The organism is Kitasatospora setae KM-6054 (assembly GCF_000269985.1).
In the GTDB taxonomy this organism is placed as follows: domain Bacteria; phylum Actinomycetota; class Actinomycetes; order Streptomycetales; family Streptomycetaceae; genus Kitasatospora; species Kitasatospora setae.
The window spans coordinates 5,976,009-6,000,696 of sequence record NC_016109.1 but is presented as its reverse complement, the minus strand read 5'-3'; the positions used below and the strand labels follow the sequence as shown (position 1 = coordinate 6,000,696).

21 protein-coding genes are annotated in these 24,688 nt (G+C 74.1%); 8 read left to right on the top strand and 13 right to left on the bottom strand.

Features of this window, described 5'->3' with window-relative positions; all coding sequences use genetic code 11:
• Positions 1–8: 8 nt before the first annotated feature.
• From KSE_RS26615 to KSE_RS26600, 4 genes are all read right to left on the bottom strand, one after another.
• Positions 9–1,718, bottom strand: a complete 1,710-nt coding sequence (locus KSE_RS26615) for an IucA/IucC family protein (RefSeq protein WP_081539911.1) — start codon at positions 1,716–1,718, stop codon at positions 9–11.
• Between the two features lie 61 nt (positions 1,719–1,779).
• Complete coding sequence (locus tag KSE_RS26610) at positions 1,780–3,156, bottom strand: lysine N(6)-hydroxylase/L-ornithine N(5)-oxygenase family protein (protein WP_014138454.1); 1,377 nt, start codon at positions 3,154–3,156, stop codon at positions 1,780–1,782.
• Between the two features lie 6 nt (positions 3,157–3,162).
• Positions 3,163–3,720, bottom strand: a complete 558-nt coding sequence (locus KSE_RS26605) for a GNAT family N-acetyltransferase (protein WP_014138453.1) — start codon at positions 3,718–3,720, stop codon at positions 3,163–3,165.
• Positions 3,717–5,477, bottom strand: coding sequence for an IucA/IucC family protein (locus KSE_RS26600; protein ID WP_014138452.1), 1,761 nt, complete (start codon positions 5,475–5,477; stop codon positions 3,717–3,719). The genes KSE_RS26605 and KSE_RS26600 overlap by 4 nt, the downstream gene beginning before the upstream one ends.
• Before the next feature lie 259 nt (positions 5,478–5,736).
• Between KSE_RS26600 and KSE_RS26595 the strand changes: the two genes are divergently transcribed.
• Both KSE_RS26595 and KSE_RS26590 read left to right on the top strand, forming a co-directional pair.
• Positions 5,737–6,921 carry a trypsin-like serine peptidase gene (locus tag KSE_RS26595; protein ID WP_148283161.1) on the top strand — a complete coding sequence of 395 codons (1,185 nt, stop codon included), beginning with the start codon at positions 5,737–5,739 and terminating at the stop codon, positions 6,919–6,921.
• Between the two features lie 97 nt (positions 6,922–7,018).
• The gene (locus KSE_RS26590) at positions 7,019–8,170 is read left to right on the top strand and encodes a trypsin-like peptidase domain-containing protein (RefSeq protein WP_014138450.1); all 1,152 of its coding nucleotides are present in this window, start codon (positions 7,019–7,021) and stop codon (positions 8,168–8,170) included.
• A gap of 94 nt (positions 8,171–8,264) precedes the next feature.
• Here KSE_RS26590 and hflX read toward each other — a convergent pair whose 3' ends face one another.
• The 5 genes from hflX to miaA all read right to left on the bottom strand — a co-directional run bounded on the left by hflX (position 8,265) and on the right by miaA (position 14,847).
• A complete protein-coding gene (gene hflX, locus KSE_RS26585) occupies positions 8,265–9,764 on the bottom strand; it encodes a GTPase HflX (RefSeq protein ID WP_014138449.1) in 1,500 nt (499 codons plus the stop codon).
• Position 9,765: 1 nt separating this feature from the next.
• On the bottom strand, positions 9,766–12,015 hold the full coding sequence (locus KSE_RS26580) for a RelA/SpoT family protein (protein WP_033258476.1): 2,250 nt from the start codon (positions 12,013–12,015) through the stop codon (positions 9,766–9,768).
• Between the two features lie 176 nt (positions 12,016–12,191).
• Complete coding sequence (dapF, locus tag KSE_RS26575) at positions 12,192–13,079, bottom strand: diaminopimelate epimerase (protein WP_014138447.1); 888 nt, start codon at positions 13,077–13,079, stop codon at positions 12,192–12,194.
• Between the two features lie 49 nt (positions 13,080–13,128).
• Positions 13,129–13,614, bottom strand: a complete 486-nt coding sequence (locus KSE_RS26570) for a hypothetical protein (protein ID WP_014138446.1) — start codon at positions 13,612–13,614, stop codon at positions 13,129–13,131.
• A gap of 252 nt (positions 13,615–13,866) precedes the next feature.
• Entirely contained in the window at positions 13,867–14,847 is a 981-nt protein-coding gene (gene miaA / locus KSE_RS26565) for a tRNA (adenosine(37)-N6)-dimethylallyltransferase MiaA (RefSeq protein WP_051055385.1), read from the bottom strand.
• A 108-nt stretch (positions 14,848–14,955) separates the two neighbouring features.
• Here miaA and KSE_RS26560 point away from each other — a divergent pair, with 108 nt between their 5' ends.
• Positions 14,956–15,177: an antitoxin gene (locus KSE_RS26560; protein ID WP_014138444.1), complete on the top strand. Its 222-nt coding sequence runs from the start codon at positions 14,956–14,958 to the stop codon at positions 15,175–15,177.
• A 22-nt stretch (positions 15,178–15,199) separates the two neighbouring features.
• Here KSE_RS26560 and KSE_RS26555 read toward each other — a convergent pair whose 3' ends face one another.
• A complete protein-coding gene (locus tag KSE_RS26555) occupies positions 15,200–15,892 on the bottom strand; it encodes a class III extradiol ring-cleavage dioxygenase family protein (protein ID WP_014138443.1) in 693 nt (230 codons plus the stop codon).
• Positions 15,893–15,979: 87 nt separating this feature from the next.
• Positions 15,980–17,470, bottom strand: coding sequence for a tRNA (N6-isopentenyl adenosine(37)-C2)-methylthiotransferase MiaB (gene miaB, locus KSE_RS26550; RefSeq protein WP_014138442.1), 1,491 nt, complete (start codon positions 17,468–17,470; stop codon positions 15,980–15,982).
• A 73-nt stretch (positions 17,471–17,543) separates the two neighbouring features.
• Between miaB and KSE_RS26545 the strand changes: the two genes are divergently transcribed.
• Positions 17,544–18,581: a TAXI family TRAP transporter solute-binding subunit gene (locus KSE_RS26545; RefSeq protein ID WP_014138441.1), complete on the top strand. Its 1,038-nt coding sequence runs from the start codon at positions 17,544–17,546 to the stop codon at positions 18,579–18,581.
• A 59-nt stretch (positions 18,582–18,640) separates the two neighbouring features.
• On the opposite strand, the gene KSE_RS26540 is transcribed toward KSE_RS26545, so the two are convergent.
• Both KSE_RS26540 and KSE_RS26535 read right to left on the bottom strand, forming a co-directional pair.
• On the bottom strand, positions 18,641–20,074 hold the full coding sequence (locus KSE_RS26540; protein ID WP_014138440.1) for a sensor histidine kinase: 1,434 nt from the start codon (positions 20,072–20,074) through the stop codon (positions 18,641–18,643).
• Between the two features lie 6 nt (positions 20,075–20,080).
• On the bottom strand, positions 20,081–20,872 hold the full coding sequence (locus KSE_RS26535) for a response regulator transcription factor (RefSeq protein ID WP_014138439.1): 792 nt from the start codon (positions 20,870–20,872) through the stop codon (positions 20,081–20,083).
• 405 nt (positions 20,873–21,277) lie between these two features.
• Here KSE_RS26535 and KSE_RS26530 point away from each other — a divergent pair, with 405 nt between their 5' ends.
• The 4 genes from KSE_RS26530 (at position 21,278) to KSE_RS26515 (ending at position 24,589) form a co-directional block, all read left to right on the top strand.
• Positions 21,278–22,060 carry an amino acid ABC transporter ATP-binding protein gene (locus KSE_RS26530; protein WP_014138438.1) on the top strand — a complete coding sequence of 261 codons (783 nt, stop codon included), beginning with the start codon at positions 21,278–21,280 and terminating at the stop codon, positions 22,058–22,060.
• Between the two features lie 75 nt (positions 22,061–22,135).
• The gene (locus KSE_RS26525) at positions 22,136–23,047 is read left to right on the top strand and encodes a glutamate ABC transporter substrate-binding protein (protein WP_014138437.1); all 912 of its coding nucleotides are present in this window, start codon (positions 22,136–22,138) and stop codon (positions 23,045–23,047) included.
• A 67-nt stretch (positions 23,048–23,114) separates the two neighbouring features.
• The gene (locus KSE_RS26520; RefSeq protein WP_014138436.1) at positions 23,115–23,765 is read left to right on the top strand and encodes an amino acid ABC transporter permease; all 651 of its coding nucleotides are present in this window, start codon (positions 23,115–23,117) and stop codon (positions 23,763–23,765) included.
• Positions 23,762–24,589, top strand: coding sequence for an amino acid ABC transporter permease (locus KSE_RS26515; protein ID WP_014138435.1), 828 nt, complete (start codon positions 23,762–23,764; stop codon positions 24,587–24,589). Before KSE_RS26520 ends, KSE_RS26515 begins: the two co-directional genes overlap by 4 nt.
• The last annotated feature ends 99 nt before the right edge of the window (positions 24,590–24,688 follow it).

The following is a 24,688-nucleotide window of genomic DNA, read 5'->3' as shown; positions in this document are numbered from 1 at the left end:
CCCCCAGCCTACGGGGCGGGACTGACAGCCCGGGACGGCTGGGCGGGGAGCCGGGCGGGCGGCGGGGCGGCGGCGTGCAGCGGGTTGTCGACCTGGCCGTGCACGGCGGCGTGCGGGCGGTCGGGGCGGTCCCGGTAGCCGTCCAGCAGCAGCCGGTTGCGGTTCAGGCAGAGCCGGTCGATCCGGGGCGCGAACAGGTCGAACAGCTTGTGCCGGTCGGCGAGTTCGGGGAACCGGCGCTGGCAGGCCCGGATCCGCTCGGCCAGCAGCCCCCAGAACTCCTGCTCGGGCAGGCCGAGTTGGTCCTCCATGAGCGGGGCGAGGTAGCGGTAGACGCCGATGAACAGGCCGGAGTGCAGGAACTGGCAGAGGTAGTCGGGCTCCTCCCGGTTGAGCACCCCGGCGATGTCGGCGGGCAGGTCGGCGAGTTCGGCCAGCGGCTGGTCGCTGAGGTTGACGTCGTCGACGAAGTCCTTGACCGCGAGCCGGACCGGCACGTCGTCCCGGTCGAAGACCACGATGGCGTTCTCGCCGTGCGGGGAGAACACCAGGCCGTAGCGGTACAGGAAGTGCAGCAGCGGCGGCAGCATCGCGGCGAACAGCCGCTCGGCCCACTCCCGGGGGGCCAGCCCGGAGCGGGCCACCAGCTCGGCGGTCAGCGCCCGCCCGTCCGAGCCGGTCTGCAGCAGCGCGGCCAGCGTGCGGGCGCGCTCGCCGGGCTCCAGGTGGCGGCCGAGCGGTTCGCGCCAGATCGCGCCGAGCAGTTCCTTGTACTGGTAGGGCGCGTCGGGCAGGTCGCGGTACAGCGGGTGCTCGACGGTGACCGAGGCGATCTCGCCGAGCAGCACCACCCGGCACTCGTCGCGCAGGTACGGGTCGCCGTCGCGCAGCCGGTGGATCCAGCCGGTGACGGCGGGGGCGGCGAGCGCGCGCTCGGTGGGCAGGCCGCGCCAGACCAGGGTGTTGAGGACGGCGAGCGGCAGCTTGACGGTGCACCGGTCGGGGCGGCTGAGGTTGAAGAAGGAGCGGATCGACTGCTGGGGCAGCCGCAGGTCGCCGTCGGTGGGCAGCGGGATGATCCGGCCGTCGGCGATCCACGGCGCGAACAGGCCGACCACGGTCTCGTCCCACTGCCAGGGGTGCACCGGAAGCAGGTGGAACTCGTCGGCGCGGTCGCCGAGTTGGCGGCGGAAGGCGGGGTCGAGCTCGGTGTCGTAGATGGTCGGGTCGCCGCGGAACTCGGCCAGGCTGCGGTGCACGGCCAGCCAGGGCAGGGTGCGCGGCAGCCGGGCCTCCGGGGTCCAGCCGGCCGCGTCGGTGGCGGAGAAGCCGAGCCGGCCCTTGTTGGCGACGATCCACGGGTGGCCGGTCTGCCGGCCCTCCAGGGCGACGTGGTCGAGGTCGGCGAGTTCGGCGGCGGTCAGCGCGGTGGCCCGCAGGTGGGCGTCGGCGATCAGCGTGGCGGTGAGCTCGCGCACCAGGTGGCCGGTGGTGTCGCCGCTCAGCCCGAGCACGTGCCGGGCCCGCTGGAGGAAGCGCAGCGGGTCGTCGCCGCCCTCGACCGACCCCGGCTCGACCCGCCAGCTGCCGTACGCGCCGCGGCGGGCGGTGAACCGGTAGTCGGCGTCGGGCAGGCGCAGCAGGTAGCGGTCGCCGCCCTCGGCCCGCGGGTCCAGCAGCTCCTCGTAGGCGAACTCGCCGAGCAGTTTGGCGAGCATCTCGCGGCCGGCGGCCCGCCAGTGCTCGGAGGTGAGCTGGGGCGGCAGGTGGAGTGCGGGTTCAGCGGCGGGCTGCGGCACGCTCGGTCCCTTCCTGGGGTCGCGGGAGCGCCGCCGCGAGCGGCGGTGCGAAGGTGGTCCAGGCGGTGCGGTGGGGCAGCGGGTGGAGGGTCCTGCCCGCGACGGCGTTCAGGATCACGGCGGCGCGGTGCGCGCCGAGTCCGAGGTCCGGGGTGCCGACACCGTGAGTGTGCAGCTCGGCGTTCTGGACGTACAGACCGCCGGTGAGTTCCGGCCGGGTGGCGACCCGGTGGTCGAGGTCGACCCGGTAGCGGCCCTGCTCGTCCCAGTCGACCAGCTCGGCGATCGGGTCGAGCGCGGCGGGCCGGACCGCCCGGTAGCCGGTGGCCAGCACCACGGCGTCGGTGCGGACCAGGTGGCGGCGGCCGGAGTCGGCGTGCCGGCAGTGCAGTTCGAGGCCGCCGCAGGGGCCCTGCCCGGCCTCGGTGACGGCGGTGCCGGGGAGGATCTCGACCGGTTCGGCGTCGATCGGGCGGCCGATCGTGCGCTCGTACAGGTGGTCGTGGATCTCGGCGAGGGTCTCGGCGCTGGCGGCCTTGTGCAGCTGCCACTGGGCGGGGACGAGGGCGTCCCGGACGTCGGCGGGCAGGCCGTGGAAGTACCGGGTGTAGTCGGGGGTGAACTGCTCCAGGCCGAGTTTGGAGTACTCCATCGGGGCGAGCGCCCGGGTGCGGGTGAGCCAGCGCAGCCGGGTGCCGTCGCCGGCCCGGTGGCGCAGCAGGTCGAGGAAGACCTCGGCGCCGGACTGGCCGGATCCGACCACCGTGACGTCCCGGGCCGCGTCGAGTTCGTGCCGCCGGGTCAGGTAGTCGGCGGAGTGCAGCACGGCGGGGTGGCGGCGCAGCGGGGCGAAGGACTCGGGGCGGGCGGGTTCGGTGCCGGTGCCGAGGACGAGGTTGCGGGCGCGGTGCGTCTCCCCGGCGGCGCGCACCAGGTAGTGCTCCTCCGCGGCGTCCCAGTGGACGGCGGTGACCGGGCTGTCGAAGCGGCAGTTCGGCAGCGCGTGGGCGGCCCACCGGCAGTAGTCCTCGTACTCGCGGCGGGGCAGTTGGAAGCGCTCGCTGAAGTAGAACGGGAACAGCCGCTGCTTCTCGCGCAGGTAGTTGAGGAAGGACCACGGGTTGGTGGGGTCGACCAGGGTGACCAGGTCGGCCAGGAACGGGACCTGCATCCGGGCGCCGTCGACGAGCATGCCGGGGTGCCAGCGGAACTCGGGGCGGGCGTCGAGGAACAGCGCGCTGACGGTCTCGGCCCGGTCGGCGAGCGCGGCCAGCGAGAGGTTGAACGGGCCGATGCCGACGCCGATCAGGTCGTACGGCTCGGGCGGCCGGCCCGCCGTGTCGTCGTGGGAGGTCATGTCGTCCTAGGTGGCGGCGGTGGGGTCGGCGCGCCGGCGGATCATCAGGGCGGCGCGCTTGTCGGGCAGGTCGAGGTCGGCGGCGCGGGTGAACCCGGCCCGGGCGAACGCCCGGACGGAGGGCGCGTTGCGGACGTCGGGTTCGGCGAGCACCCGGGTGCAGCGGGGTTCGCGCTCCAGCAGCCGGGCGGCGGTCGCGGCGAGCAGCGGGGCGGCCAGGCCCCGGCCGCGGGCGGCGGGGGCCAGCAGCAGGTGCACGCCGAGGTCGTGCGGGCGGGCGGGGTAGTGCGCGGCGAGCGGGTCGAGGTCGGCCCGGTACAGCTCGAAGTAGCCGGTGGGCACCGCGTCGAGCAGGGCCAGCACCGGGCGGCTGCGGCCGTCGCCGTCGAGCTGCGCGGCGAGGTGGGCGGCGGTGGTGGCGGGCGGGCCCGCGAGGGCCCACCAGCGGTCGGTGTCCGGGTCGTTCATCCAGCCGGCCAGCAGGTCGAGGTCGGTCGCGGGGTCGACCGTGCGCAGGACCAGCGGGCCGGCAGGGGTGGGGATCGTCCCGGTCGCCGGGATCACGCCCGGGCCACCGGGTTGTCGATCTCGACGTACACCGACTGGGTCTCGACCGGGCCGACCAGTTCGTCCAGGCCGTGCAGCCGGGTGAGCAGGTTGGCCTTGCAGCGCAGGGTGGGGGCGTCCAGCAGGTGGGCGGGCAGCCCGGAGCCGGTGGCGGTGGCGGCGGGGCCGGCCAGGAAGCGGCGCAACGCGGCCAGCAGCAGCTGTTCGTCGGCGAGGCCCTGGGAGCCGAAGGCGCCGATCAGGCCGAGGACGTGGTTGATGCCGAGGTAGTAGGCGAAGCGCTCGTCGGCGACCGGGTCGGGCACGAAGGTGTCGCTGTGCTCGCCGAGGTTGGGCAGCAGGGCGCGCAGCCGGTCGGCGTGCGAGGCGCGGAAGTAGTAGCCCTGGTTGTCGCGGTAGCGGCCGCCGGTGGGCCAGCCGAGGGTGTCCAGCAGGACCAGGCTGTTCTGCTGGTGGGCCTCCAGGGCGATGCCGGCCTGCCCGTCCAGCCAGAGGATCGGCAGGACGACGGCGTCCAGGTAGCGGAGGAACCACTCGGTGGCGACGGTCGGCGTGGAGCGGCCGGTGCGGGCGGCCAACTCGCCGATGATGTCCGACAGTTGCGAGTCGAGTCGGCCGATCGGCTGCTCGGCGACCAGTCCGGCGACGCAGAGCGCCCGGTCGGCGGGGCCGAACGGCATCTGCCGCAGCACGGTGTCCAGGCCGTTGGGGTCGGCCAGCGCGGGGTGGTCGACGCCGATCCAGGCCGGGTCGCGGACGATGTCGAAACCGGGGTGGGCGGCCTTCCAGCGGTCGGACAGGCCGGCCTCCAGCAGCCGGTGCACCTCGGCGCCGCGGTGCAGTTCCTTGCGGAGGTTCTCCCGGCGGGAGTTGGTGATCCGCAGGCCCAGCGAGAGCTTGAGCATCCACGGGGTGCCGGGCCGGCAGACGGTGCGCACCGAGCTGGTGGGGTGCCAGGGCTCGCCGTGCTGGCCGAGGTCGGTGAGCAGGCCGAGCTCCAGCAGTTCGGCGACGGCCGGGCGCAGCGCCAGCTCCCGGGCCTGCCAGGGGTGCAGCGGCAGCACGGCGGTCCCGGCGGGCGGGGTGCGGCCGTACAGCTCGGCGGTGAGCCGCTCGACCGGGGTGCCGGCGGCCGAGTCGCCGGCCAGCAGCGAGCGGTGCGCGGCCCACCAGTGCAGCCGGAAGCTGCCGTGCAGCTCCGGGGAGTACGCGGCGGACTGGGCGGGGCCGAGGCCGTCGCGGCTCTTCGGGGTGGGGTGCAGCGGGTGGCCGAGCAGCAGCGACTGCTCGGCGCGCAGGAACGGGTCGGCGGGCGCGGCGGAGATCGTCCGGCGGTGGGTGAGGATCTCGGCGGTGCGGCCGACCGAGTCGGCCACCCGGGCGGTGAGGTCGGCGAGTTGGCCGGGTTCGGGGCGGCCGGTGGCGCCGGCCACCAGGGCGGCGACGGTGACCGCGTCGACCGGGTGCCCGGCGGTGCCGGTGGAGACGGCGGCCGGGCCGAAGCGGTGCCAGCCGCAGGCCGACCAGTGCCGGACCGGCGCGGAGAGCTCGGCGGCGCCGCCGAGCACCGGGATCCGCAGCAGGTCGCCGTCGGGGCGCTCGGCCGCGGTCTCCCGGGCCCAGCAGCGCAACAGGCTCTCGGTGGCGGCGTGTTCGGCGGCGACGGCCGGGTCGGGGTCGAGCAGCGGGTCCGGGGCGGGGTGCCCGGCCGCCGGCTGGACGGCCGGGGGGACGCCGGTGAGGGTGCTGGCCAAATCCGCTCCTTGAGCCGCGTGACTGCCTTCGGGTAAGGGTTACCTATCCCGGGTGGCCGGGCACAAGATCGGCTCACTCGTTCCGGTGGTTTTCGGGCGAACCCTCACTCTTCGGTGTGAGGGTTCGGCACCCTGGCGGACCGTCACCATCACGGTTCGGTGACCGGACGTCAACGGCAGGGGCACCGGACGTCCGGCGCTCCGTACCCGGATGGGAGACTGTCCCCGGGGAGAGATCCGTTGACTTGGGGGGTAGCCGGTGAGGGCACGGGGGGTGGTGGCCGCGCTGTCCGCGGCCGTCCTGGCCGCCGGGGGCGCGAGCGCCTGCACGTCCGGCGGCGGGGGCGGCGACGACGGGAACCCGCGCGGCTTCGCCGAGTTGCGGCAGTGGGGCGCCGGCGAGTGGGACCGCTGGGCGCAGCGGCACGGCTTCCACAACCAGGTGGTGCCGGGCCTGTGGAGCGCCGAGCGGATGGACCAGGCGCCGCCGCGGCAGCCCGCCCCGGCCGCGGAGCCGTCGGCCCCGGCGTCGGGGTCGGCCTCGGCCGTGCCGTCGCCGCTGTCGCCGTCGCCTTCGCCTTCGCCGTCGGCGGGCGCTCCGGAGGGCGGCTCGCCGTCGCCCGCCGGAGCGTCCGGGGCGCCGTCCGCGTCCGGGGCGCCGTACGCGCCGCCCCCGGTGGCCGCGCAGCCGGTGCCGCGCCCGTACACCAGCTACCCGGCGTCCGGGAAGGTCTTCATGACCGCGCCGGGCGGCGGCACCGGCCAGTGCTCGGCCACCGTGGTCGCCGACCCGGCGCACCCGGGGAAGAGCGACCTGGTGTGGACGGCCGCGCACTGCGTGCACGAGGGCAGGGGCGGCGACTGGTACAAGAACCTGGTGTTCGTGCCGGCGTACAACAGCTCCGGCGCGGCCAGCGACCACCGGAAGGCGACGCTGGCCGAGGTCGCGCCGCTCGGGCAGTGGTGGGCCGACAAGGTGATCACCTCGCCGCTGTGGACCACCGAGGGCACCAGGGGCGGGGACGCCGCGAACCAGTACGACTTCGCGGTGGTCAAGGTGCGCGGCCCGGAGGGCGAGACCCGCTCGCTGGAGGAGGCGGTCGGCACCGCCGTACCGGTCTGGTTCGACGCCCCGCGCGAGCGGTTGGCGATCCAGGCCTGGGGGTACCCGGCGGTGGCGCCGTTCGACGGGCAGGAGTTGGAGCGCTGCGACTCCGGCCGGCCGGGTTCGCGCAGCTTCGACCCGGCCCGGCCGCCGATGCTGGTGATCGGCTGCACCATGACGGCCGGCGCCTCGGGCGGCGGCTGGTTCGCCGACGGCCCGGACGGCCGCCAGCGGCTGGTCAGCAACACCTCGATCGGCACCTCGGCGCACACCGCCCTGAACGGCCCCTACCTGGAGGACGTGGCCCGCCAGGCGCTGGCCTACCTCTCCCGGCAGTGAGCCGGCTCCCCCGGGACGGCGGGTCCCGCCGCCGCTCCCGATCCACTTCGACACGACCAGCGACCAACGACCAGCGACCAGCACGGGGGAAAGACCCATGACCGACCAGCACCGCCCGATCCACCGGTTCCGGAAGGCGGCCGCGGCCGCCCTGGTGACGGTGCTCGCCGTCAGCACCGCCGCCTGTTCCAAGCAGGACCCGAAGCCGGCCGTCTCCTCGGCCGCCGCCGGCGACTCCGCGAAGGACTCGGTGGACGTCGCCGACCTGCAGAAGTACCTCTCCGACGTACAGAGCTGGACCGGCGACGACTGGAAGAAGTGGGCGTCCCAGAACGGCTTCAAGCCGGAGGACATCGACGCGATCCGGAACTACTGGAACAAGAAGACCCCGGGCGACCCGTCGAAGGGCACCCAGATCTCGACCGACGAGAAGGCGCCCGGGCTGCGTGACGTGGTCCTGCCGGCGACCATCCCGGCCCGGCCCCAGCAGCACCCGTACGCCGCGGACACCGCGGTGCTCGGCAAGATCCGGTTCGCGACCAGCGAGGGCGACGCGGTCTGCTCCGGCACCGTGGTCTCCGACCCGGACCACCCGGGCAAGAGCAACCTGGTGTGGACCGCCGCGCACTGCGTGCACGACGGCAAGGGCGGCAAGTACTTCACCAACTTCCTGTTCGCGCCCAGCTACAACCGCACCGGCGTCAGCAGCAACGGCAACCGGAGCGCCAGTTGGGCCGAGGCCGCGCCGCTGGGCCAGTGGCTGGCCATCGACATGCTGGTGATGCCGCAGTGGGTGAAGGAGGGCACCCTGCACGGCACCTCGGCCAACCAGTTCGACTTCGCGGTGGTCCGGGTGACCAACATCGACGGTTCCAAGCGCTCGCTGGAGGAGACCGTCGGCGGCTCGGTGCCGGTCCTGTTCGGCGCCAAGTCGACCGACCTGACCGCGCCGAAGGCGTACGGCTACCCGGCCGGGAAGCCGTTCGACGGCCAGGAGCTGGAGCACTGCGACTCCAACGTGAAGCTCACGCCGTTCGTCTTCGACCCCTCGCGGCCGCCGATGATGATGATGGGCTGCAACATGACCGGCGGCTCCTCCGGCGGCGGCTGGTTCACCGAGCAGAACGGCAAGCGGATGCTGTTCTCGAACGTCTCGATCGGCGACAACGGCAGCCACTGGCTGGCCGGCCCGAGCCTCGGCCCGGACGCCAAGAAGATGTTCGACGGCTTCCTCGCCAAGGCCAAGTAAGGCCGGATAAGGCCAGGTAAGGCCGAGCGCATGCGGAAGGGCGGCCCACCCCCGCGGGGGTGGGCCGCCCTTCCGCATGCGCTCGGCCCGGTCGTCAGGCCGTGACGACCGCGTACCGCTCCAGCTCGGCGGCCAGCACGGTGGCGACCTTGGCGTGCAGCAGGGTACCGTCGGCGGTGTGCTCGGTGGAGAGCAGCTCGCCCTCGGCGTGCACCCGGGAGACCAGGTCGCCGCGGGTGTACGGCACCAGGACCGTGACCTCCACCGCGGGGTGCGGCAGTTCCCGGTCGATCAGGGCGAGCAGTTCCTCGATGCCCTGGCCGCTGCGGGCCGACACCACGATGGCGTGCGGCTCGCGGCGCAGCAGGCGCTGGAGGACCAGCGGGTCCGCCGCGTCGGCCTTGTTGATCACCACGATCTCCGGCACGTTCTGCGCGTCGACCGAGACGATCACCTCGCGGACGGCGGCGAGCTGGGTCTCCGGCTCGGGGTGCGAGCCGTCCACCACGTGCAGGATCAGGTCGGCGTCGCCGACCTCCTCCATGGTGGAGCGGAACGCCTCGACCAGGTGGTGCGGCAGGTGCCGGACGAAGCCGACGGTGTCGGCCAGCGTGTAGAGCCGGCCGCTCGGGGTCTCGGCCCGGCGGACGGTCGGGTCCAGGGTGGCGAACAGGGCGTTCTCCACCAGGACGCCGGCCCCGGTGAGCCGGTTGAGCAGCGAGGACTTGCCGGCGTTGGTGTAGCCGGCGATGGCCACCGAGGGGACGTGGTTGCGCCGCCGCTCCTGCCGCTTGGTGTCGCGGCCCTTCTTCATCTCGGCGATCTCCTTGCGGAGCTTCGCCATCTTCTCGCGGATCCGCCGCCGGTCGGTCTCGATCTTGGTCTCACCGGGACCGCGGGTGGCCATGCCGCCGCCCGAGGTGCCGGAGCCACCGCCACCCATCTGCCGGGACAGCGACTGGCCCCAGCCGCGCAGGCGCGGGAGCATGTACTGCATCTGCGCGAGCGAGACCTGCGCCTTGCCCTCTCGGGACTTGGCGTGCTGGGCGAAGATGTCCAGGATCAGGGCGGTGCGGTCGACGACCTTGACCTTGACCACGTCTTCGAGGTGGATCAGCTGGCCGGGGGTGAGCTCGCCGTCGCAGACCACGGTGTCGGCGCCGGTGGAGGCGACGATGTCGCGCAGCTCCTTGGCCTTGCCGGAGCCGATGTAGGTGGCGGCGTCGGGCTTGTCACGGCGCTGGATCACGCCGTCCAGGACCTCGGAGCCGGCCGTCTCGGCGAGGGCGGCGAGCTCGGCCATCGAGTTCTCCGCCTCCTCCAGCGTGCCGTCCGTCCACACGCCGACGAGCACCACGCGCTCCAGCCGGAGCTGGCGGTACTCGACTTCGGTGACGTCCTGGAGTTCGGTGGAGAGGCCGGCGACGCGGCGGAGCGCGGCGCGCTCGGTGCGGTCGTACTGCGCTCCGTCGTAGTTGCCGAGGCCCTCGTCGATCGCCGCGAGGTCCTCGTCCATCAGGGCTTCCGCCTTGAGGTCGGCGAGTCGGTTGGCGGACTCGCCCGATCGGGTGCGGCTGTCGAACGTGGAGGTCATTTCATCCTTGGGTTGATCGGATCGTGCTCTCGGACAACACGGCGGAGCCGCCGTGAATTCCCCACGATGGTTGCACGTCCGCGGTGTCCGAGTCATCCCTTTTACCAGGGGCCTCCTCGCCCCCGGCGCCCGCCCCCGCCGTCTCCTCCGGCCCGCTGGGCCGGTAGACGTCGTACACGCCCGACACCCGGAGCATCGCCCGCATCACCGCGGGCAGCGCCGCCGCGTCCGGCAGTTCCAGGGTGTAGCTGTGCCGGACCCGCAGCTGGCGGGGCGGCTCGACCTCGGCGGAGAAGATCGACACGCCCTCGCCGGAGATCGCCTCGGTCAGGTCGGCGAGCAGCCGGGGGCGGTTGAGCGCCTCGGCGTGCAGGGTGGCCCGGTAGCCCCACTGCGGGGCGCCGCCGGGCAGCCAGCGGACCTCGGCGGGGCGGCGGCCGCCGCGCAGCATCCGGACGCCGGTGGGGCAGCCCGCCCGGTGCACCGCGACGGCCCCGCCGCGCAGCACGATGCCGGTCACCTCGTCCGGCGGGACGGGCGTGCAGCAGCGGGCCAACCGGACGGCGGCGCCGGGCAGTTCCGGCACCTCCGCGGGCGAGACGGCCCCGGCGGCGGGCGGCGCGGGCGGCGCGGCGGGGGCCGGGACGGCGGGTGGCGCGGGCGGTTCGGCGACGGCCGGACGGGCGGCCAGCCGCCGTTCGACGGCGAGCCGGGCGCCGGGGGTGCGCAGGTAGTCGAGCCACTCCGGGTCGGGCCAGCTGTCCTCGCCCTCGGGGGCGGTGAGCAGGCCCAGCACGTCGCCGTCGCGGAGCTGGGTGGAGAGCGCGGCGAGCCGGCCGTTGACCCGGGCGCCGATACATCGGTGGCCGGTCTCCTCGCCGATCAGGTAGGCGGCGTCCAGGCAGCTGGAGCCGGTCGGCAGGTGCAGGGTGGCGCCGTCCTCGGTGACGGCGGTGATCTCGCGGTCGTCGCGCAGGTCGGCGGTGAGCGCGGACCAGAAGGCGTCCGGGTCGGGGGTGTCCTGCTGCCAGTCGAGCAGCCGGGCCAGCCAGCCGGGGCGGGCCGGGTCGGTGCGGTCCTCGGGGTCGTCGGCGGTGTGCGGCCGGTCGGTGCGCGGGTCGCCGAGGGCGACCACGCCGGTCTCGGCGACCTCGTGCATCCGCCGGGTGCGGACCAGCACCTCGACCACCTCGCCGCCGGGCAGCGCGACCGCGGTGTGCAGCGACTGGTAGAGGTTGAACTTGGGGGCGGCGACGAAGTCCTTGAACTCGCCGGGCAGCGGCGTCCAGCAGGTGTGCAGTTCGCCGAGCACGGCGTAGCAGTCGGCGTTGTCCTCGACCACCACCAGCAGCCGGCCGAAGTCGGCGGGCCGCAGCCCGGCGCCGTCCGGGCCGCCGCGCTTGATCAGCACCCGGTGCAGCGAGACCAGGTGCCGGGGCCGGACGGTGACGGCGGCCGGGATCCCGGCCTCGGTGAGCTGGCGGCCGAGCTCGGCGGCGAACGGGGCGAGCACGCCGTCCGCCCAGCCGCCGGCCACCGTGCCGGTGTGCTCGTACTCCTCGGGGTGCAGGGTGGCGAAGACGATGTCCTCCAGCTCGGCCTTGACCACCTGGATGCCGAGCCGTTCGGCGAGCGGGATCAGCACGTCCCGGGTGACGTTGGCGATCCGCACCTGGCTGGCCGGCCGCATGTGCCGGATGGTGCGCATGTTGTGCAGCCGGTCGGCGAGCTTGATCACCATCACCCGGACGTCGTCGCCGGTGGCGACCAGCATCTTGCGGAAGGTCTCGGGCTCGGCGGCGGCCCCGAAGTCGACCTTCTCCAGTTTGGTGACGCCGTCGACCAGGTAGGCGACCTCGGGCCCGAAGTCCTCGGCGACCTGCTCCAGCGTCACCTCGGTGTCCTCGACGGTGTCGTGCAGCAGCGAGGCGACCAGCGTGGTGGTGTCCGCGCCGAGCTGGGCGAGGATCATCGTCACCGCGAGCGGGTGGGTGATGTACGGTTCGCCGCTCTTCCGGGTCTGCCCCCGGTGGCTCTCCTCGGCGAGCCGGTACGCCCTGGTCAGCAGCGGTACGTCGGCCTGCGGGTGGTGCACCCGGTGGGCCTGGACGATCGGCTCGATGGCGTCCGGCACCGGGGTCCGCCCGGTGGCGAGCAGCGCCGCCCGGCCGGCCCGGCCGAGCGCCGCCCGGCTGAACCGGCCCGCCTGCTGCTTGGACGGCGAACCCGCCAACTCGGAGCGGATGGTCATCTGCACCTCCGGCAGCAACACCGGAGCGACGGCCGACCCGGTGGTCCATGCTACCGAGCAGAGCACGTTGCGCGAGCCCCCGCTTCCCCTCTGTCACCCGGATCACCCGAACGGGCGGATTAGCCGGACGGCGGTCTGGGAAGCGGGAGCTGACCGCGCGTCGCGCTGACCGGCCGTCAGGCGAGCACGCCCTCCGCGACGATCACGGCGGGCCCGGTCATCTCGATCCGGCCGTCCGGGAACTCCTCGATCACCAGCCGCCCGCCGGGCACGTCCACCGTGTAGCGGACCGCCTCGCCGGTCGCCGCCGGGTCGGCGCCGTCCCGCCGGATCGCCGCCACCGCGACGGCGCAGGCGCCGGTGCCGCAGGAGCGGGTCTCGCCGGAGCCGCGCTCGTGCACCCGCATCGCGACGTGCCGCTCGCCGCGGTCCACCACGAACTCCACGTTGACGCCCTGCGGGTACGCGCCCGCCGGGGCGGTGGCCGGGGCCTCGTACAGGTGGCCGGCGTGCGCCAGGTCCTCGACGAACGCGACGGCGTGCGGGTTGCCCATGTTGACGTTCAGCGCGGGCCAGCTGCGGCCGTCCACCGTGACGGTGACGCCGTCCGGGCCGGGGAAGGCGGCGCGGCCCATGTCGACGGTGACGTCGCCGGGGGTGCCGTCGGGGGCGTCCGCGGCGATCCGCACCCGCTTCACGCCGCCCCGGGTGGCCACCGCCAGCTCGCCGGACCCGGCGTGCCCGGCGTGCACCAGGTAGCGGGCGAAGACCCGCACCCCGTTGCCGCACATCTCGGCGATCGAGCCGTCCGCGTTGCGGTAGTCCATGAACCACTCGGCCTGCCCGGCCATCCCGGCCGCCGCGGGCTCGGCCGCCGAGCGGACCACCCGCAGCACGCCGTCCGCGCCGATCCCGGCCCGCCGGTCGCACAGGGCGGCGACGTCCGCCGCCGAGAGGTCGATCCGCCCGTCCGGGTCGGGGACGATCACGAAGTCGTTCTGGGTGCCGTGCCCCTTGAGGAAGGCCGTCCCGCTGATGCCGCTGGTGCCGCTGTGCTCGCTCACACCGCCGATGGTAACGAAGCCCGCCCGCCCCGGGCCGGGGGCCCGGAGCCTAGCCGCGCAGGTGGATGACCCGCCAGACGGCGAGCGCGACGGCCAGCGCGGCCAGCAGGGTGTAGACCACGATGGCCTTCCAGCCGGCCCGCTCGGCGCTGCCGCGGCGCGGCACGCCCGGCCACTTGTAGCCGGCCCGGCGGGCGGCCATCGCGCCCCAGCCGACCGAGGCGGCGGTGATCAGCAGGCCGAGCATCCCGATCATCGCGGTCGCGCCCTCGGTGCCGAAGGCCAGCGGGAAGGCGAACATCAGCGAGCCGAACATCACGGTCGCGGCGATCGGCAGGATCTGCCACCAGCGCAGCCGGCGGCGCGGCCGGATGTCCCGTTCGTGGACGACGCCGGGCGTGGCCGCCAGGTCGTCGATCGCGGGCAGCGCCACGGCGTACGAGGTGGTGGGGCCGACGAGCTCGGGAAGGGTCTCGGACCCGTCGGGGACACCGCCGAACAGCTCATCGGTTTCGGGGCCGGTACCCGTTGACACGCGGCCTCCCCTGACGGCTCGACACGAGCTCGGGGGCTCGCGGGCGGTGAGGCCGGCCCGCGTGCCGGGCCTCGGTGGTACCGATGATGGCACGTACCAAGACCCGGACAGGGCGCCGCACGGCATGATCGGGTGATCCGATGCCAGGACGTGATCCCGCCGTGACCGCCGGTGCCTTCTGCACCTGCGTCTGCCGGTGCAGACGCCGCGAGCCTGGCCGGATCCCGCCCTCCGGGCGCCGGAATCCGCCGGTCAGCCGGGTTCGCCGGGCTCCGCCGGACGGTCGATCAGTTCCAGTGCGCGCGCCAGCAGCTCGACCGGGTCGGCGCCCTCGGGGCGGTCCAGCCAGTGGATCCGGGCGTCCCGGCGGAACCAGGACTCCTGCCGCCGGGCGAACCGCCGGGTGGCCCGGACGGTCTCCTCCCTGGCCTCCCGCTCGGTGCACTCCCCGGCGAAGAACGCCAGCACCTGCTGGTAGCCGAGCGCCCGGCTCGCGGTCAGGCCCTCGCGCAGCCCGGCCGCCTCCAGCTCCCGGACCTCGTCGAGCAGCCCGGCCTCCCACATCCGGTCCACCCGCAGCTCGATCCGCCGGTCCAGCTCCGGGCGCGGCACCCGGACGCCGATCTGCACCGCCTCGTACACCGCCCGCTGGGTCGGCAGGCTGGCGGTGAACGGGCGCCCGGTGATCTCGACGACCTCCAGCGCCCGGACCACCCGCCGCCCGTTGCTGGGCAGGATCGCCTCCGCCGCGGCCGGGTCGAGCCCCGCCAGGCGCCGGTGCAGGGTGCCGGGGCCGACCCGCTCCAGCTCCTCCTCCAGCCGGGCCCGGACCGCCGGGTCGGTGCCGGGGAACTCCATCTCGTCGACCGCGGCCCGCACGTACAGGCCCGAGCCGCCGACCAGCACCGGCAGCTGCCCGGCCGCCAGCTGCCGGTCCATCTCGGCCCGCGCCAGGGCCTGGTACTCGGCCACCGAGGCGGTCTCGGTGACCTCCCAGACGTCCAGCAGGTGGTGCGGGACGCCGGCCCGCTCCGCCGTGGTCAGCTTGGCGGTGCCGATGTCCATGCCCTTGTAGAGCTGCATCGAGTCGGTGTTCACCACCTCCCCGCCGAGCTCGCGGGCGATCGCCACCGCCAGGTCGGACTTGCCGGCCGCCGTCGGACCGACCACCGAGACCACCCGGGGCAGGGCGGCGCCGGGGGGCGCGGACTGGGAAGAAGAGGAACCGCTCACTCCCCCAGTCTCGCAAAAGCCGGGCACCTCCCGTGTCGCACCGTCGTTGACCGGGGAGGATCAGCTGTATCCGGTACGAAATGACCCGATTCGCGAGGAGCGCACTCGATGGGCCTGATGGACAACCTCAAGGGCAAGGCCGAGGAACTCAAGGAGAAGGCCAGCGAGCTGGCCGGGAAGCACGGCGACAAGATCGACAGCGTGGTGGACAAGACCGGCGAGGCGATCGACAAGGCGACCAAGCACAAGTACTCGGACAAGATCGTCAAGGGCACCTCGGCCACCAAGCACGCCCGCGACGACTTCGCCGCCAAGCCCAAGGACGACTGACCGGCCTCCCCCTCGGCCCGGTTCAGCGCCAGGAGGCCACCAGGTAGCCGACGCCGTACGGGGCGTCCTCGTAGCGCAGCTCGCCGGCGAGCCCGGCGCCCTCCGCGGCGCCCGCCAGCACCTGCCACGGGGCGCGGCCCTCGGCCATCAGCTCGGCCGAGAGCCCGGCGTCCAGCGCGGCCAGCGCCGCCGCGTCCGCCCCGGCCAGCGCGAGCGCCACCGTCCGGTCGTGGCCCTCGGCCCGCTCGTCCAGGTAGCCGGGGGCCTTCACCGAGCGCCGGGCGCTGCCGTCGCCGAGCACCAACAGGCCCACCCGGTCCGCGAGTTCGGCCAGCCCCCGGCCCAGGCCCAGCAGCCGCTCCGGCGCGGTGTCCGGCCGCACCGCGACGGCGTGCGTCGGCACCCGGACGGCTGCCTCCTCCAGCAGCCACGCGCCGACCGTCAGCGCGGGCGACAGCTCCGGCCCCGCCACCCCGCCCAGCGGCAGCCGGACCGCCTTCGGCACCCCGTACCGGTGCAGCGACCCGGCCCCGCCCTCGGTCCACACCCCGGCCCGCTCGCCGGTGCCGACCACCACCACCAGCTCCGTCCCGGCCAGCTCCCGCACCGCCGCCAGGCACGCCTCCCGCAGCCCGGCCGCCTCGTCGGCGGCCCCGGCGGCCACCTCCGGCACGAGCAACGGCGGGCAGGGACACACGGCGGCGGCAGCAAGCATGCCGGTCACTCTACGCGAGCGGGGGGCGGCGGCCCGGCGGAGTCTCCTCCGTCGGGCCGCCGCCCCCCGCGGGGCTCCGGCCGGCCGTCAGCAGGTGCCGCAGCCGTCCCCGCCCGGCACCGCCGCCGGCGCGGGCACGCCGATGCCGGGCAGGCCGAGCATCACGCCGGCCGGCTTGGCCGCGGGGGCCGCCCGCCGCTTCTCCCAGGCGTCGCCGGCCCGGGTGCGGCGGACGCCCAGCACCGGGCCCTCGGCGAGCAGGTGGTGCGGGGCGGCGTAGCTGATCTCGACGGTGACCATGTCGCCGGGGCGGACGCCGCCCTCGGGGCGGGTGAAGTGCACGAGCCGGTTGTCGGGGGCGCGCCCGGAGAGGCGGTCGGTGCGGTCGTCCTTCTTGCCCTCGCCCTCGGCGACCAGGACCTCCAGCCGGCGGCCGACCTGCTTCTTGTTCTCCTCCCAGGAGATCTCCTCCTGGAGGGCGACCAGCCGCTCGTAGCGCTCCTGGACGACGGCCTTGGGGATCTGGTCGTCCATCTCGGCGGCCGGGGTGCCGGGCCGCTTGGAGTACTGGAAGGTGAAGGCGTTGGCGAACCGGGCCTCGCGGACCACGTGCAGGGTCTGCTCGAAGTCCTCGTCGCTCTCGCCGGGGAAGCCGACGATGATGTCGGTGGAGATCGCGGCGTCCGGCATCGCGGCGCGGACCTTCTCGATGATGCCGAGGAAGCGTTCCTGCCGGTAGGAGCGGCGCATCGCCTTCAGGATCCGGTCGGAGCCGGACTGCAGCGGCATGTGCAGCTGGTGCATCGCGTTGGGCGTCTCGGCCATCGCGGCGATCACGTCGTCGGTGAAGTCGCGCGGGTGCGGCGAGGTGAACCGGACCCGCTCCAGGCCCTCGACCTGGCCGCAGGCGCGCAGCAGCTTGCCGAACGCCTCGCGGTCGCCGAGGTCGGAGCCGTACGCGTTGACGTTCTGCCCGAGCAGGGTGACCTCGACGACGCCCTCGGCGACCAGCGCCTCGACCTCGGCGAGGATGTCGCCGGGGCGGCGGTCCTCCTCCTTGCCGCGCAGCGCGGGGACGATGCAGAAGGTGCAGGTGTTGTTGCAGCCGACCGAGATCGCGACCCAGGCCGCGTACGCGGACTCGCGCCGGGCGGGCAGGGTGGAGGGGAAGGTCTCCAGCGACTCCAGGATCTCGACCTGGGCCTCGCGCTCGACGGCGGCGCGCTCCAGCAGCGCGGGCAGGTGGCCGATGTTGTGGGTGCCGAAGACGACGTCGACCCAGGGGGCCTTGCGGACGATGGTCTCGCGGTCCTTCTGGGCGAGGCAGCCGCCGACGGCGATCTGCATGCCGCGGTTGGCCTGCTTGGCGGGGGCGAGCCGGCCGAGGTTGCCGTACAGCTTGTTGTCGGCGTTCTCGCGGACCGCGCAGGTGTTGAAGACCACCAGGTCGGGGTCGCCGTCGCCGACGGCCTTGGCGTAGCCGGCCTGCTCCAGCAGCCCGGACAGCCGCTCGGAGTCGTGGACGTTCATCTGGCAGCCGTACGTGACGACCTTGTAAGTTCGCAAGCTCTCCTCCATACCCACAGAGCCAAGGGTACGGGCACCCGGGAGGGCCTCCCGCCGGGCGGTGGGGGCTGGCAGTATCCACGGCATGGCTGCCGCGAACCTCCCGTCCCGTGCCCGTGCCGCCGCCGGTGCCGCGGCCCGCGCAGCGCTGCGCGGCCGCCTGCTGCGGCTGGCCGCGGTGCTGCTGCTGGTGGCCGGCGGGCTGGGCGGCTGGTGGGTCTCCTCGGCCCGCTCGTCGGCGGGCCCGCACGGCCGGGTGGCGTTCGCGACCGGGGTCACCGGCGGGGTGTACGACCGCTACGGGGTGCTGCTGCGGGACTACCTCGGACAGCACCTGCCGGGGCTGCGGGTGCAGCTGGACAACTCGGTCGGCTCGATGGACAACCTGGAGCGGCTGGTCAGCGGCCGGGACGACTTCGCGGTGGCCACGGCGGACGCGGTGGCCACCTTCGCCAGCCCGGACAAGCCGAAGCTGCGGGCGATCGCCCGGCTGTACGACGACTACATCCAGCTGGTGGTGCCGGCCGAGTCGCCGGTGCGCTCGGTGGCGGACCTGCGGGGGCTGCGGGTCGGGGTGGGACCGGACAAGTCGGGGGTGAACCTGGTCACCCGGCGGCTGCTGGAGGCGGCCGGGGTGGACCCGGACCACGGCGTCCGCGGCTCGGCCACCAACGTCACCGAGTCCGCCGACAAGCTGCAGAAGGGGGAGCTGGACGCGTTCTTCTGGTCCGGCGGCCTGCCCACGGCGGCGCTCTCCGACCTGTCGGCCCGGACGCCGATCCGGATCGTCCCGATGGGCGAGCTCTCCGACCCGCTGCACCAGCTGGCCGGCCCCGGCATGGACGCGTACCGGGCCGCGACCATCCCGGCGGACGCCTACCCGGACGTCGAGCCGGAGCGGACGGCGGTGCCGACCGTCGCGGTGCCGAACCTGCTGGTGACCCGGGCGGACGTGGACCCGGCGCTGGTGGAGGCGCTGACCCGGGCGGTGATCGACAGCCGGGACGACATCGGCCGCAAGGTGCACGCCGCGCAGCTGGTGGACCTGCGCACCGCGGTGTACACCGACCCGCTGCCGCTGCACGACGGCGCCAAGCGCTACTACCTGTCGGTCAAGCCGTAGGCACCGCCGGCCGGCCCCCGCGCCGGCCGGCCCCCGACCGGGCCTCGGCGGCGCGGGCCTCAGCGGCGCGGGCGCCGCCGGGGCACCGCGAGCCGCACGGTCAGGCCGTGCGGCTCGGCGGGCGCGAAGCCGAGGCCGCCGCCGCCGGCCAGCAGCAGGGTGCGGGCGATGGAGAGGCCGAGTCCCGAGCCGTCGATGTTCTGGTGCCGGGAGGAGCGCCAGAACCGGTCGCCGACCCGGGCGAGCTCCTCCTCGGTGAGGCCGGGGCCGGCGTCGGTGACGGTCGCGGTGACCTCGTCCTTGCCGATCCGCAGGCCGACCCGGACGGCGCCGCCGACCGGGGTGAACTTGAGCGCGTTGTCCAGCACGGCGTCCAGCGCGCTGCCGAATCCGATCGGGTCGGCCCAGGCGTGCGCCAGCGGCGGCCCCTCCCAGTGCAGGTCGACGCCGCGCTGCCCGGCCAGCGGCCGCCAGGCGTCGACCCGGGCGCGGACCAGGCCGACCAGGTCGACCGGCTCGGGCTCGGGCCGGGAGCCCTCGGCGGTGGCCAGGCCGAGCAGGTCGTCCAGCACCCGGGCCAGCCGGGCGCCCTCCTCGCGGACGGCGACCAGCTCCTCCTCGTGGCCCTCGGGCAGGTCGAGGCCGATCAGCTCGACCCGCAGCAGCAGCGCGGCGAGCGGGTTGCGCAGCTGGTGCGAGGCGTCGGCGACGAAGGCCCGCTGCTGGTCGATGGCGAGCACCACGTGGTCCGCCATGTCGTTGAACGAGCGGGCCAGCCGCCGCAGTTCGGGCGGTCCGCCGCTGGGGGCGACCCGGGCGCCGAGCCGCCCGGTGGCGATGTCGTGGGTGGCCCGATCGAGGGTGCGGACCGGGCGCAGCACCCAGCCGGTGAGCCGCATCGCGAGCAGGATCGCGACGATCATGGCCAGCGCCTCGCCGCCGGCCAGCACCATCCAGCGGTGCAGGACGCGCGAGCGCAGGCCGCCGGTGGGCGACTCGGTGAGCACCACGGCGACCACGTCGCCGTCGCGGACCACGGGCAGCGCGACGGTCAGGGTGCGGTCGGGGGTCCACGGCCAGACCTGCGGCGGGTTGTGGCTGCGGCGGCCGGCCAGCGCCTCGTGGTAGGCCTGCTCGCCGGGGCCGGCGGTGGGCGGGCGCCAGCCGGCCGGGGCGACCGCGATGGCGCTGCCGTCGCGCTGGAAGACGCCGATCCGGGCGCCGTACAGCTCGTGGTAGCGGTCGGCCTCGCTGGTCAGGGCGTACAGCCGGCCGGTGTCGCCGGGGCCCGGCTGCGGGTCGCCCTTGACCGCGGCGGTGTTCGGGCGGCCCTGGGTGGGCAGGTCCTGGGCGAAGCGGGCGGCGTCGTCGATCCGGTCGACGACCACCTTGGACTGCTCGGAGGCGGCGATCAGGTAGGCCAGCGGCACGCCGAGCGCGGCCAGCACGCAGGCCATCAGGGCGATCAGGATGCCGAGCAGACGGTTGCGCACGCGCGGTCAGCGCTCCGCGTCGTCGTCGGCGGAGGCGGAGGCGGAGGCAGCGCCCCGGGCCTCCCCGGCACCGCCGGGCCCCTCGACCTGCTCGGCCTGCTCCGCCGGCTCCGGGGCGATCCGGTAGCCGACGCCGCGGACGGCCTCGACCAGCCCCGGCAGCCCGAGCTTGGTGCGCAGCGAGCCGACGTGCACCTCCAGGGTGCGACCGTTGCCCTCCCAGCCGGAGCGCCAGACCTCGCTGAAGATCTGCTCGCGCCGGTAGACCACGCCGGGGCTCTGGGCGAGCAGCGCCAGCAGGTCGAACTCCTTGCGGGTGAGCGGGACGTCGCGGCCCTCGACCGAGACCCGGCGGCGCTCGCGGTCGATCTCGACGCCGCGGGAGGCCAGCGGGCCGGTCGGCTCGGGGCCGCTGTCCTCGCCGGCCCGGGGGGCGCCGCGGCGGGCCACCGCGTGGATCCGGGCGAGCAGTTCGCCCATGTCGTAGGGCTTGACCACGTAGTCGTCGGCGCCGAGGTTGAGGCCGTGGATCCGGGAGCGGATGTCGGCCCGCGCGGTCACCATGATCACCGGGACGCCGCTGCCGGCCCGGATCCGGCTGCACACCTCGAAGCCGTCCCGGTCGGGCAGCCCGAGGTCGAGCAGCACCACCCGGTACGGGTCGCTGCCGTCCGGGACGAGCGCGTCCAGCGCCTCGTGCCCGCTGCGGGCGTGCCGGACCTGGAAGCCGTGCCGGCCCAGCACCGCGACCAGGGCGGCGGCCACGCGGTCGTCGTCCTCGACCAGGAGCAGGCGCATCGGGTTCCCTTCCGACGGTGGGGGTGCTCGGGCTCGGCGCGCCCCGGTTCGACCACGTACGGCCTTCCGGTGCCGGGGGCGGCCCCGGTCGGCGGCGCGCCGCGCCGCGCACCGGGATCGGGCCATCCTGGCATCCATGCCCCTCCGGCGTCACCCGGTCGGCCGAGCCTCCCGCTCCGCCGCCGCTCCGGTATCCGCTACCCCGTGACTACCCGGCGTAGCCGAACCGTGATCCTCAAGTTCAGCTCAGATCGGCTGACGAGACGTCGTGTACCTGCCTAAAGTCGCCCCGTCCGGGGGCCGTGGGCTCCGCCGGCTCCGGCCCCCGGACATCAGACGGACCATCACCGGCTCTGCGGCCCCTGCGAGTCGGCCCGGGTTCGGAGGACGAGGGAGCGAGCCGCGATGACCGAGAACAGCGCCGACCCGCACGAGGCGGAGGCCGTCCCGACCGCTCCGCTGGTGTCGCTGCGCGGGGTGAACAAGCACTTCGGCGCGCTGCACGTGCTGCGGGACATCGACCTGGACATCGCCCAGGGCGAGGTCGTGGTGCTGATCGGCCCGTCCGGCTCCGGCAAGTCCACGCTGTGCCGCACCATCAACCGGCTGGAGACCATCGACTCCGGCACGATCGAGGTGGACGGCCGGCCGCTGCCCGCCGAGGGCCGCGAGCTGGCCCGGCTGCGCGCCCGGGTCGGGATGGTGTTCCAGTCCTTCAACCTGTTCGCGCACAAGACCGTGCTGCAGAACGTGGTGCTGGCCCAGGTGAAGGTCGGCCGGGTGCCGAAGGACGAGGCCGAGCGGACCGCCCGCGAGCTGCTGGAGCGGGTCGGCGTCGCCGCGCAGGCCGACAAGTACCCGTCGCAGTTGTCCGGCGGGCAGCAGCAGCGGGTGGCGATCGCCCGCGCGCTGGCGATGGACCCCAAGGTGATGCTGTTCGACGAGCCGACCTCGGCCCTCGACCCGGAGATGGTCAACGAGGTGCTGGAGGTGATGCGTTCGCTCGCCGCCCGCGGCATGACCATGGTCGTGGTGACCCACGAGATGGGCTTCGCCCGCTCTGCCGCCAACCGCGTCCTGTTCATGGCGGACGGCCGGATCGTCGAGCAGAACACCCCGGAGGCGTTCTTCACGGCGCCGAGCAGCGACCGTGCCAAGGACTTCCTCTCGAAGATCCTGCACCACTGAGTCCGACGTTGATCTAGCGTCAGTTCGAATGTGCCCGGAGCCAGCGATGGCCCCTACCGAGGAGAGAACGACCGCATGAAGGCCCGTCGTACCGTAGCCGCCGCCCTGTCCGTGCTCGCCCTGACCGCGGTCGCCGCCTGCGGCAAGGACGGAACGCCCGACTCCGATGCCGGCAAGGGCGGTTCGGCCGCCCCCCAGCTGCCGGTCTACCAGGTGAACGCCGCCGCCAAGCTGGACGCCTCGAAGACCTGGACCACCGCGAAGACCCGCGGCAAGCTGGTCGTCGGCGCCAAGTCCGACCAGCCGTTCCTCGGCTTCGAGGACGTGCAGACCGGCAAGCGCAACGGCTTCGACATCGAGATCGCCAAGATGGTCGCCGCCGACCTCGGCTTCTCGGCCGACCAGATCGAGTTCAAGACGATCAACTCCAGCGCCCGCGAGACCTCGCTCTCCGGCGACCAGATCGACTACTACGTCGGCACCTACTCGATCACTCCGAAGCGCAAGGAGCAGATCGACTTCGCCGGCCCGTACTACATCGCCGGCCAGTCCCTGCTGGTGAACAAGGACAACACCGCCATCACCGGCCCGGAGACCACCAAGGACAAGGCGGTCTGCACCGCCGCCGGCTCGACCTCGGTCGCCGGCATCCAGAAGTACGGCGCGAAGGTCACCACCTTCGAGAGCTACTCGCTGTGCGTGGAGAAGCTGCTGACCAAGGAGGTCGACGCGGTCACCACCGACGACTCGATCCTCAAGGGCTACGCGGCCAAGAACCAGGGCCAGTTGAAGGTCGTCGGCACCCCGTTCTCCGAGGAGCGCTACGGCGTCGGCCTGAAGAAGGGCGACGCGGCGCTGCAGAAGGCGATCAACGACGCCCTCAAGAAGCACGAGGACAACGGCGACTGGAAGAAGGCGTACGACGCCACCCTGGGCCTGTCCGGCTCGGCCGCGCCCGCCGTCCCCGCGCTGGACCCCGTCTCCTGACGCACCACGACTGACGCACGACCCCTGACGCACCACCGACCGACACCGAGAAAGGAGGGCCGCCGGCATGGGCATACTGTTCGAGAAGGACAACTTCTCGCTGTTCGTCCGCGGGTTCCTGGGGACGATCGAACTCAGCGCGCTCAGCGCCCTGTTCGCGCTGCTGCTGGGCGTCCTGCTGGCGGCCTTCCGCGTCTCGCCGGTCCCGGTGCTGCGGGGCTTCGGCACCGCCTGGGTGACGGTGTTCCGCAACACCCCGCTGACCCTGCTGTTCTTCGTGGTGACCTTCATGCTGCCGCGGCTGGAGCTGCACATCAGCAGCTTCACCGCCGCGGTGGCCGCGCTCAGCGTCTACACCGGCAGCTTCATCTGCGAGGTGCTGCGGGCCGGCATCAACACCGTGCCGCTGGGGCAGGCCGAGGCGGCCCGCTCGCTGGGCATGGGCTTCGGCCAGACCCTGTTCCTGGTGGTGCTGCCGCAGGCCGGCCGGGCGGTGATCGCGCCGCTGGGCTCGGTGTTCATCGCGCTGCCGCGCAACTCGGCGGTGGCGGGCGCGTTCAACGTCTTCGAGTTGTTCAGCGTCCAGAAGACCTGGACCGAGGACTCGGCCCCGATCTTCGTCAGCTTCTTCTGGCTGGCGCTGGCCTACCTGGCGATCGGTTTCGCGATCAGCTCGGTCCTCTCCCTCCTGGAGCGTCGCGTGGCGGTGGCCCGATGAACTCCCGCTCCGCCTCCGTGCTGTACGACGTCCCCGGCCCGCGGGCCAGGGCGCGCTACCGGCTGTTCGGCGTGCTCGGCGTGCTCGGCATCGCCGCCCTGCTCTGGTGGATCGTCGCCGTGCTGGCCGACAAGGGCCAGTTCGACGGCTGGCTCTGGCGGTCGTTCGAGTACAAGAACGTCCAGCAGCGGATCGTGGACGGCGCCCTGGCCACCCTGAAGGCGTTCGCGCTGGGCGCGGTCGGCTCGCTGGTGCTCGGCGTGCTGCTCGCCGTCGGCCGGCTCTCCGACCACCGGCCGGTCCGGGTCGCCTGCACCGCGGTGGTGCAGTTCTTCCGGGCCATGCCGCTGCTGATCATGATCTTCGCGCTGTACACGGCGGTGTTCACCGCGCAGCCGCTCTGGGCGCTGGTGCTCGGCCTGTCCGTCTACAACGGCGCCGTGCAGGCCGAGATCATCCGCTCCGGCATCAACGCCGTCCCGCGCGGCCAGGGCGAGGCCGGGTACGCCCTGGGCCTGCGCAAGACACAGGTGATGACCCTGGTGCTCCTGCCGCAGTCGGTCCGGGCGATGCTGCCCGCGATCATCGGCCAGCTGGTCGTCACCCTGAAGGACACCTCGCTCGGCTACATCATCACGTACCCCGAGCTGCTGTTCGTCGGCAGGTGGATCGCCTCCAACTCCGACGGCTACCCGTACATCCCGGTCATCCTGGTGATCACCCCGCTCTACATCGCGATGTGCCTCGCCCTCAGCGGGCTGGCCCGCTGGATCGAGTCCCGCGGCCGTCGCGGCGCGAGGGCCCGCGGCACAGCCGCTGCTTGACGGACACCCAGGTGAACTGTTGCATTGCTCTTCGTGACACCACCTGGGACCTCCCACCCGGCATATGACGCCCCGGCGGCCGACGACGCCGCCCGCCCG

Excerpts from the sequence above, each read along its gene's own strand:
- KSE_RS26520 (WP_014138436.1), top strand. The coding sequence starts at position 23,115 with ATGGGCATACTGTTCGAGAAGGACAACTTCTCGCTGTTCGTCCGCGGG.
- KSE_RS26515 (WP_014138435.1), top strand. The coding sequence starts at position 23,762 with ATGAACTCCCGCTCCGCCTCCGTGCTGTACGACGTCCCCGGCCCGCGG.
- miaB (WP_014138442.1), bottom strand. The coding sequence starts at position 17,470 with ATGGAGGAGAGCTTGCGAACTTACAAGGTCGTCACGTACGGCTGCCAG.
- KSE_RS26580 (WP_033258476.1), bottom strand. The coding sequence starts at position 12,015 with ATGACCATCCGCTCCGAGTTGGCGGGTTCGCCGTCCAAGCAGCAGGCG.
- KSE_RS26610 (WP_014138454.1), bottom strand. The coding sequence starts at position 3,156 with ATGACCTCCCACGACGACACGGCGGGCCGGCCGCCCGAGCCGTACGAC.
- KSE_RS26535 (WP_014138439.1), bottom strand. The coding sequence starts at position 20,872 with ATGCGCCTGCTCCTGGTCGAGGACGACGACCGCGTGGCCGCCGCCCTG.
- KSE_RS26560 (WP_014138444.1), top strand. The coding sequence starts at position 14,956 with ATGGGCCTGATGGACAACCTCAAGGGCAAGGCCGAGGAACTCAAGGAG.
- KSE_RS26590 (WP_014138450.1), top strand. The coding sequence starts at position 7,019 with ATGACCGACCAGCACCGCCCGATCCACCGGTTCCGGAAGGCGGCCGCG.
- hflX (WP_014138449.1), bottom strand. The coding sequence starts at position 9,764 with ATGACCTCCACGTTCGACAGCCGCACCCGATCGGGCGAGTCCGCCAAC.
- KSE_RS26530 (WP_014138438.1), top strand. The coding sequence starts at position 21,278 with ATGACCGAGAACAGCGCCGACCCGCACGAGGCGGAGGCCGTCCCGACC.
- KSE_RS26615 (WP_081539911.1), bottom strand. The coding sequence starts at position 1,718 with ATGCTCGCCAAACTGCTCGGCGAGTTCGCCTACGAGGAGCTGCTGGAC.
- KSE_RS26545 (WP_014138441.1), top strand. The coding sequence starts at position 17,544 with ATGGCTGCCGCGAACCTCCCGTCCCGTGCCCGTGCCGCCGCCGGTGCC.
- KSE_RS26555 (WP_014138443.1), bottom strand. The coding sequence starts at position 15,892 with ATGCTTGCTGCCGCCGCCGTGTGTCCCTGCCCGCCGTTGCTCGTGCCG.
- KSE_RS26525 (WP_014138437.1), top strand. The coding sequence starts at position 22,136 with ATGAAGGCCCGTCGTACCGTAGCCGCCGCCCTGTCCGTGCTCGCCCTG.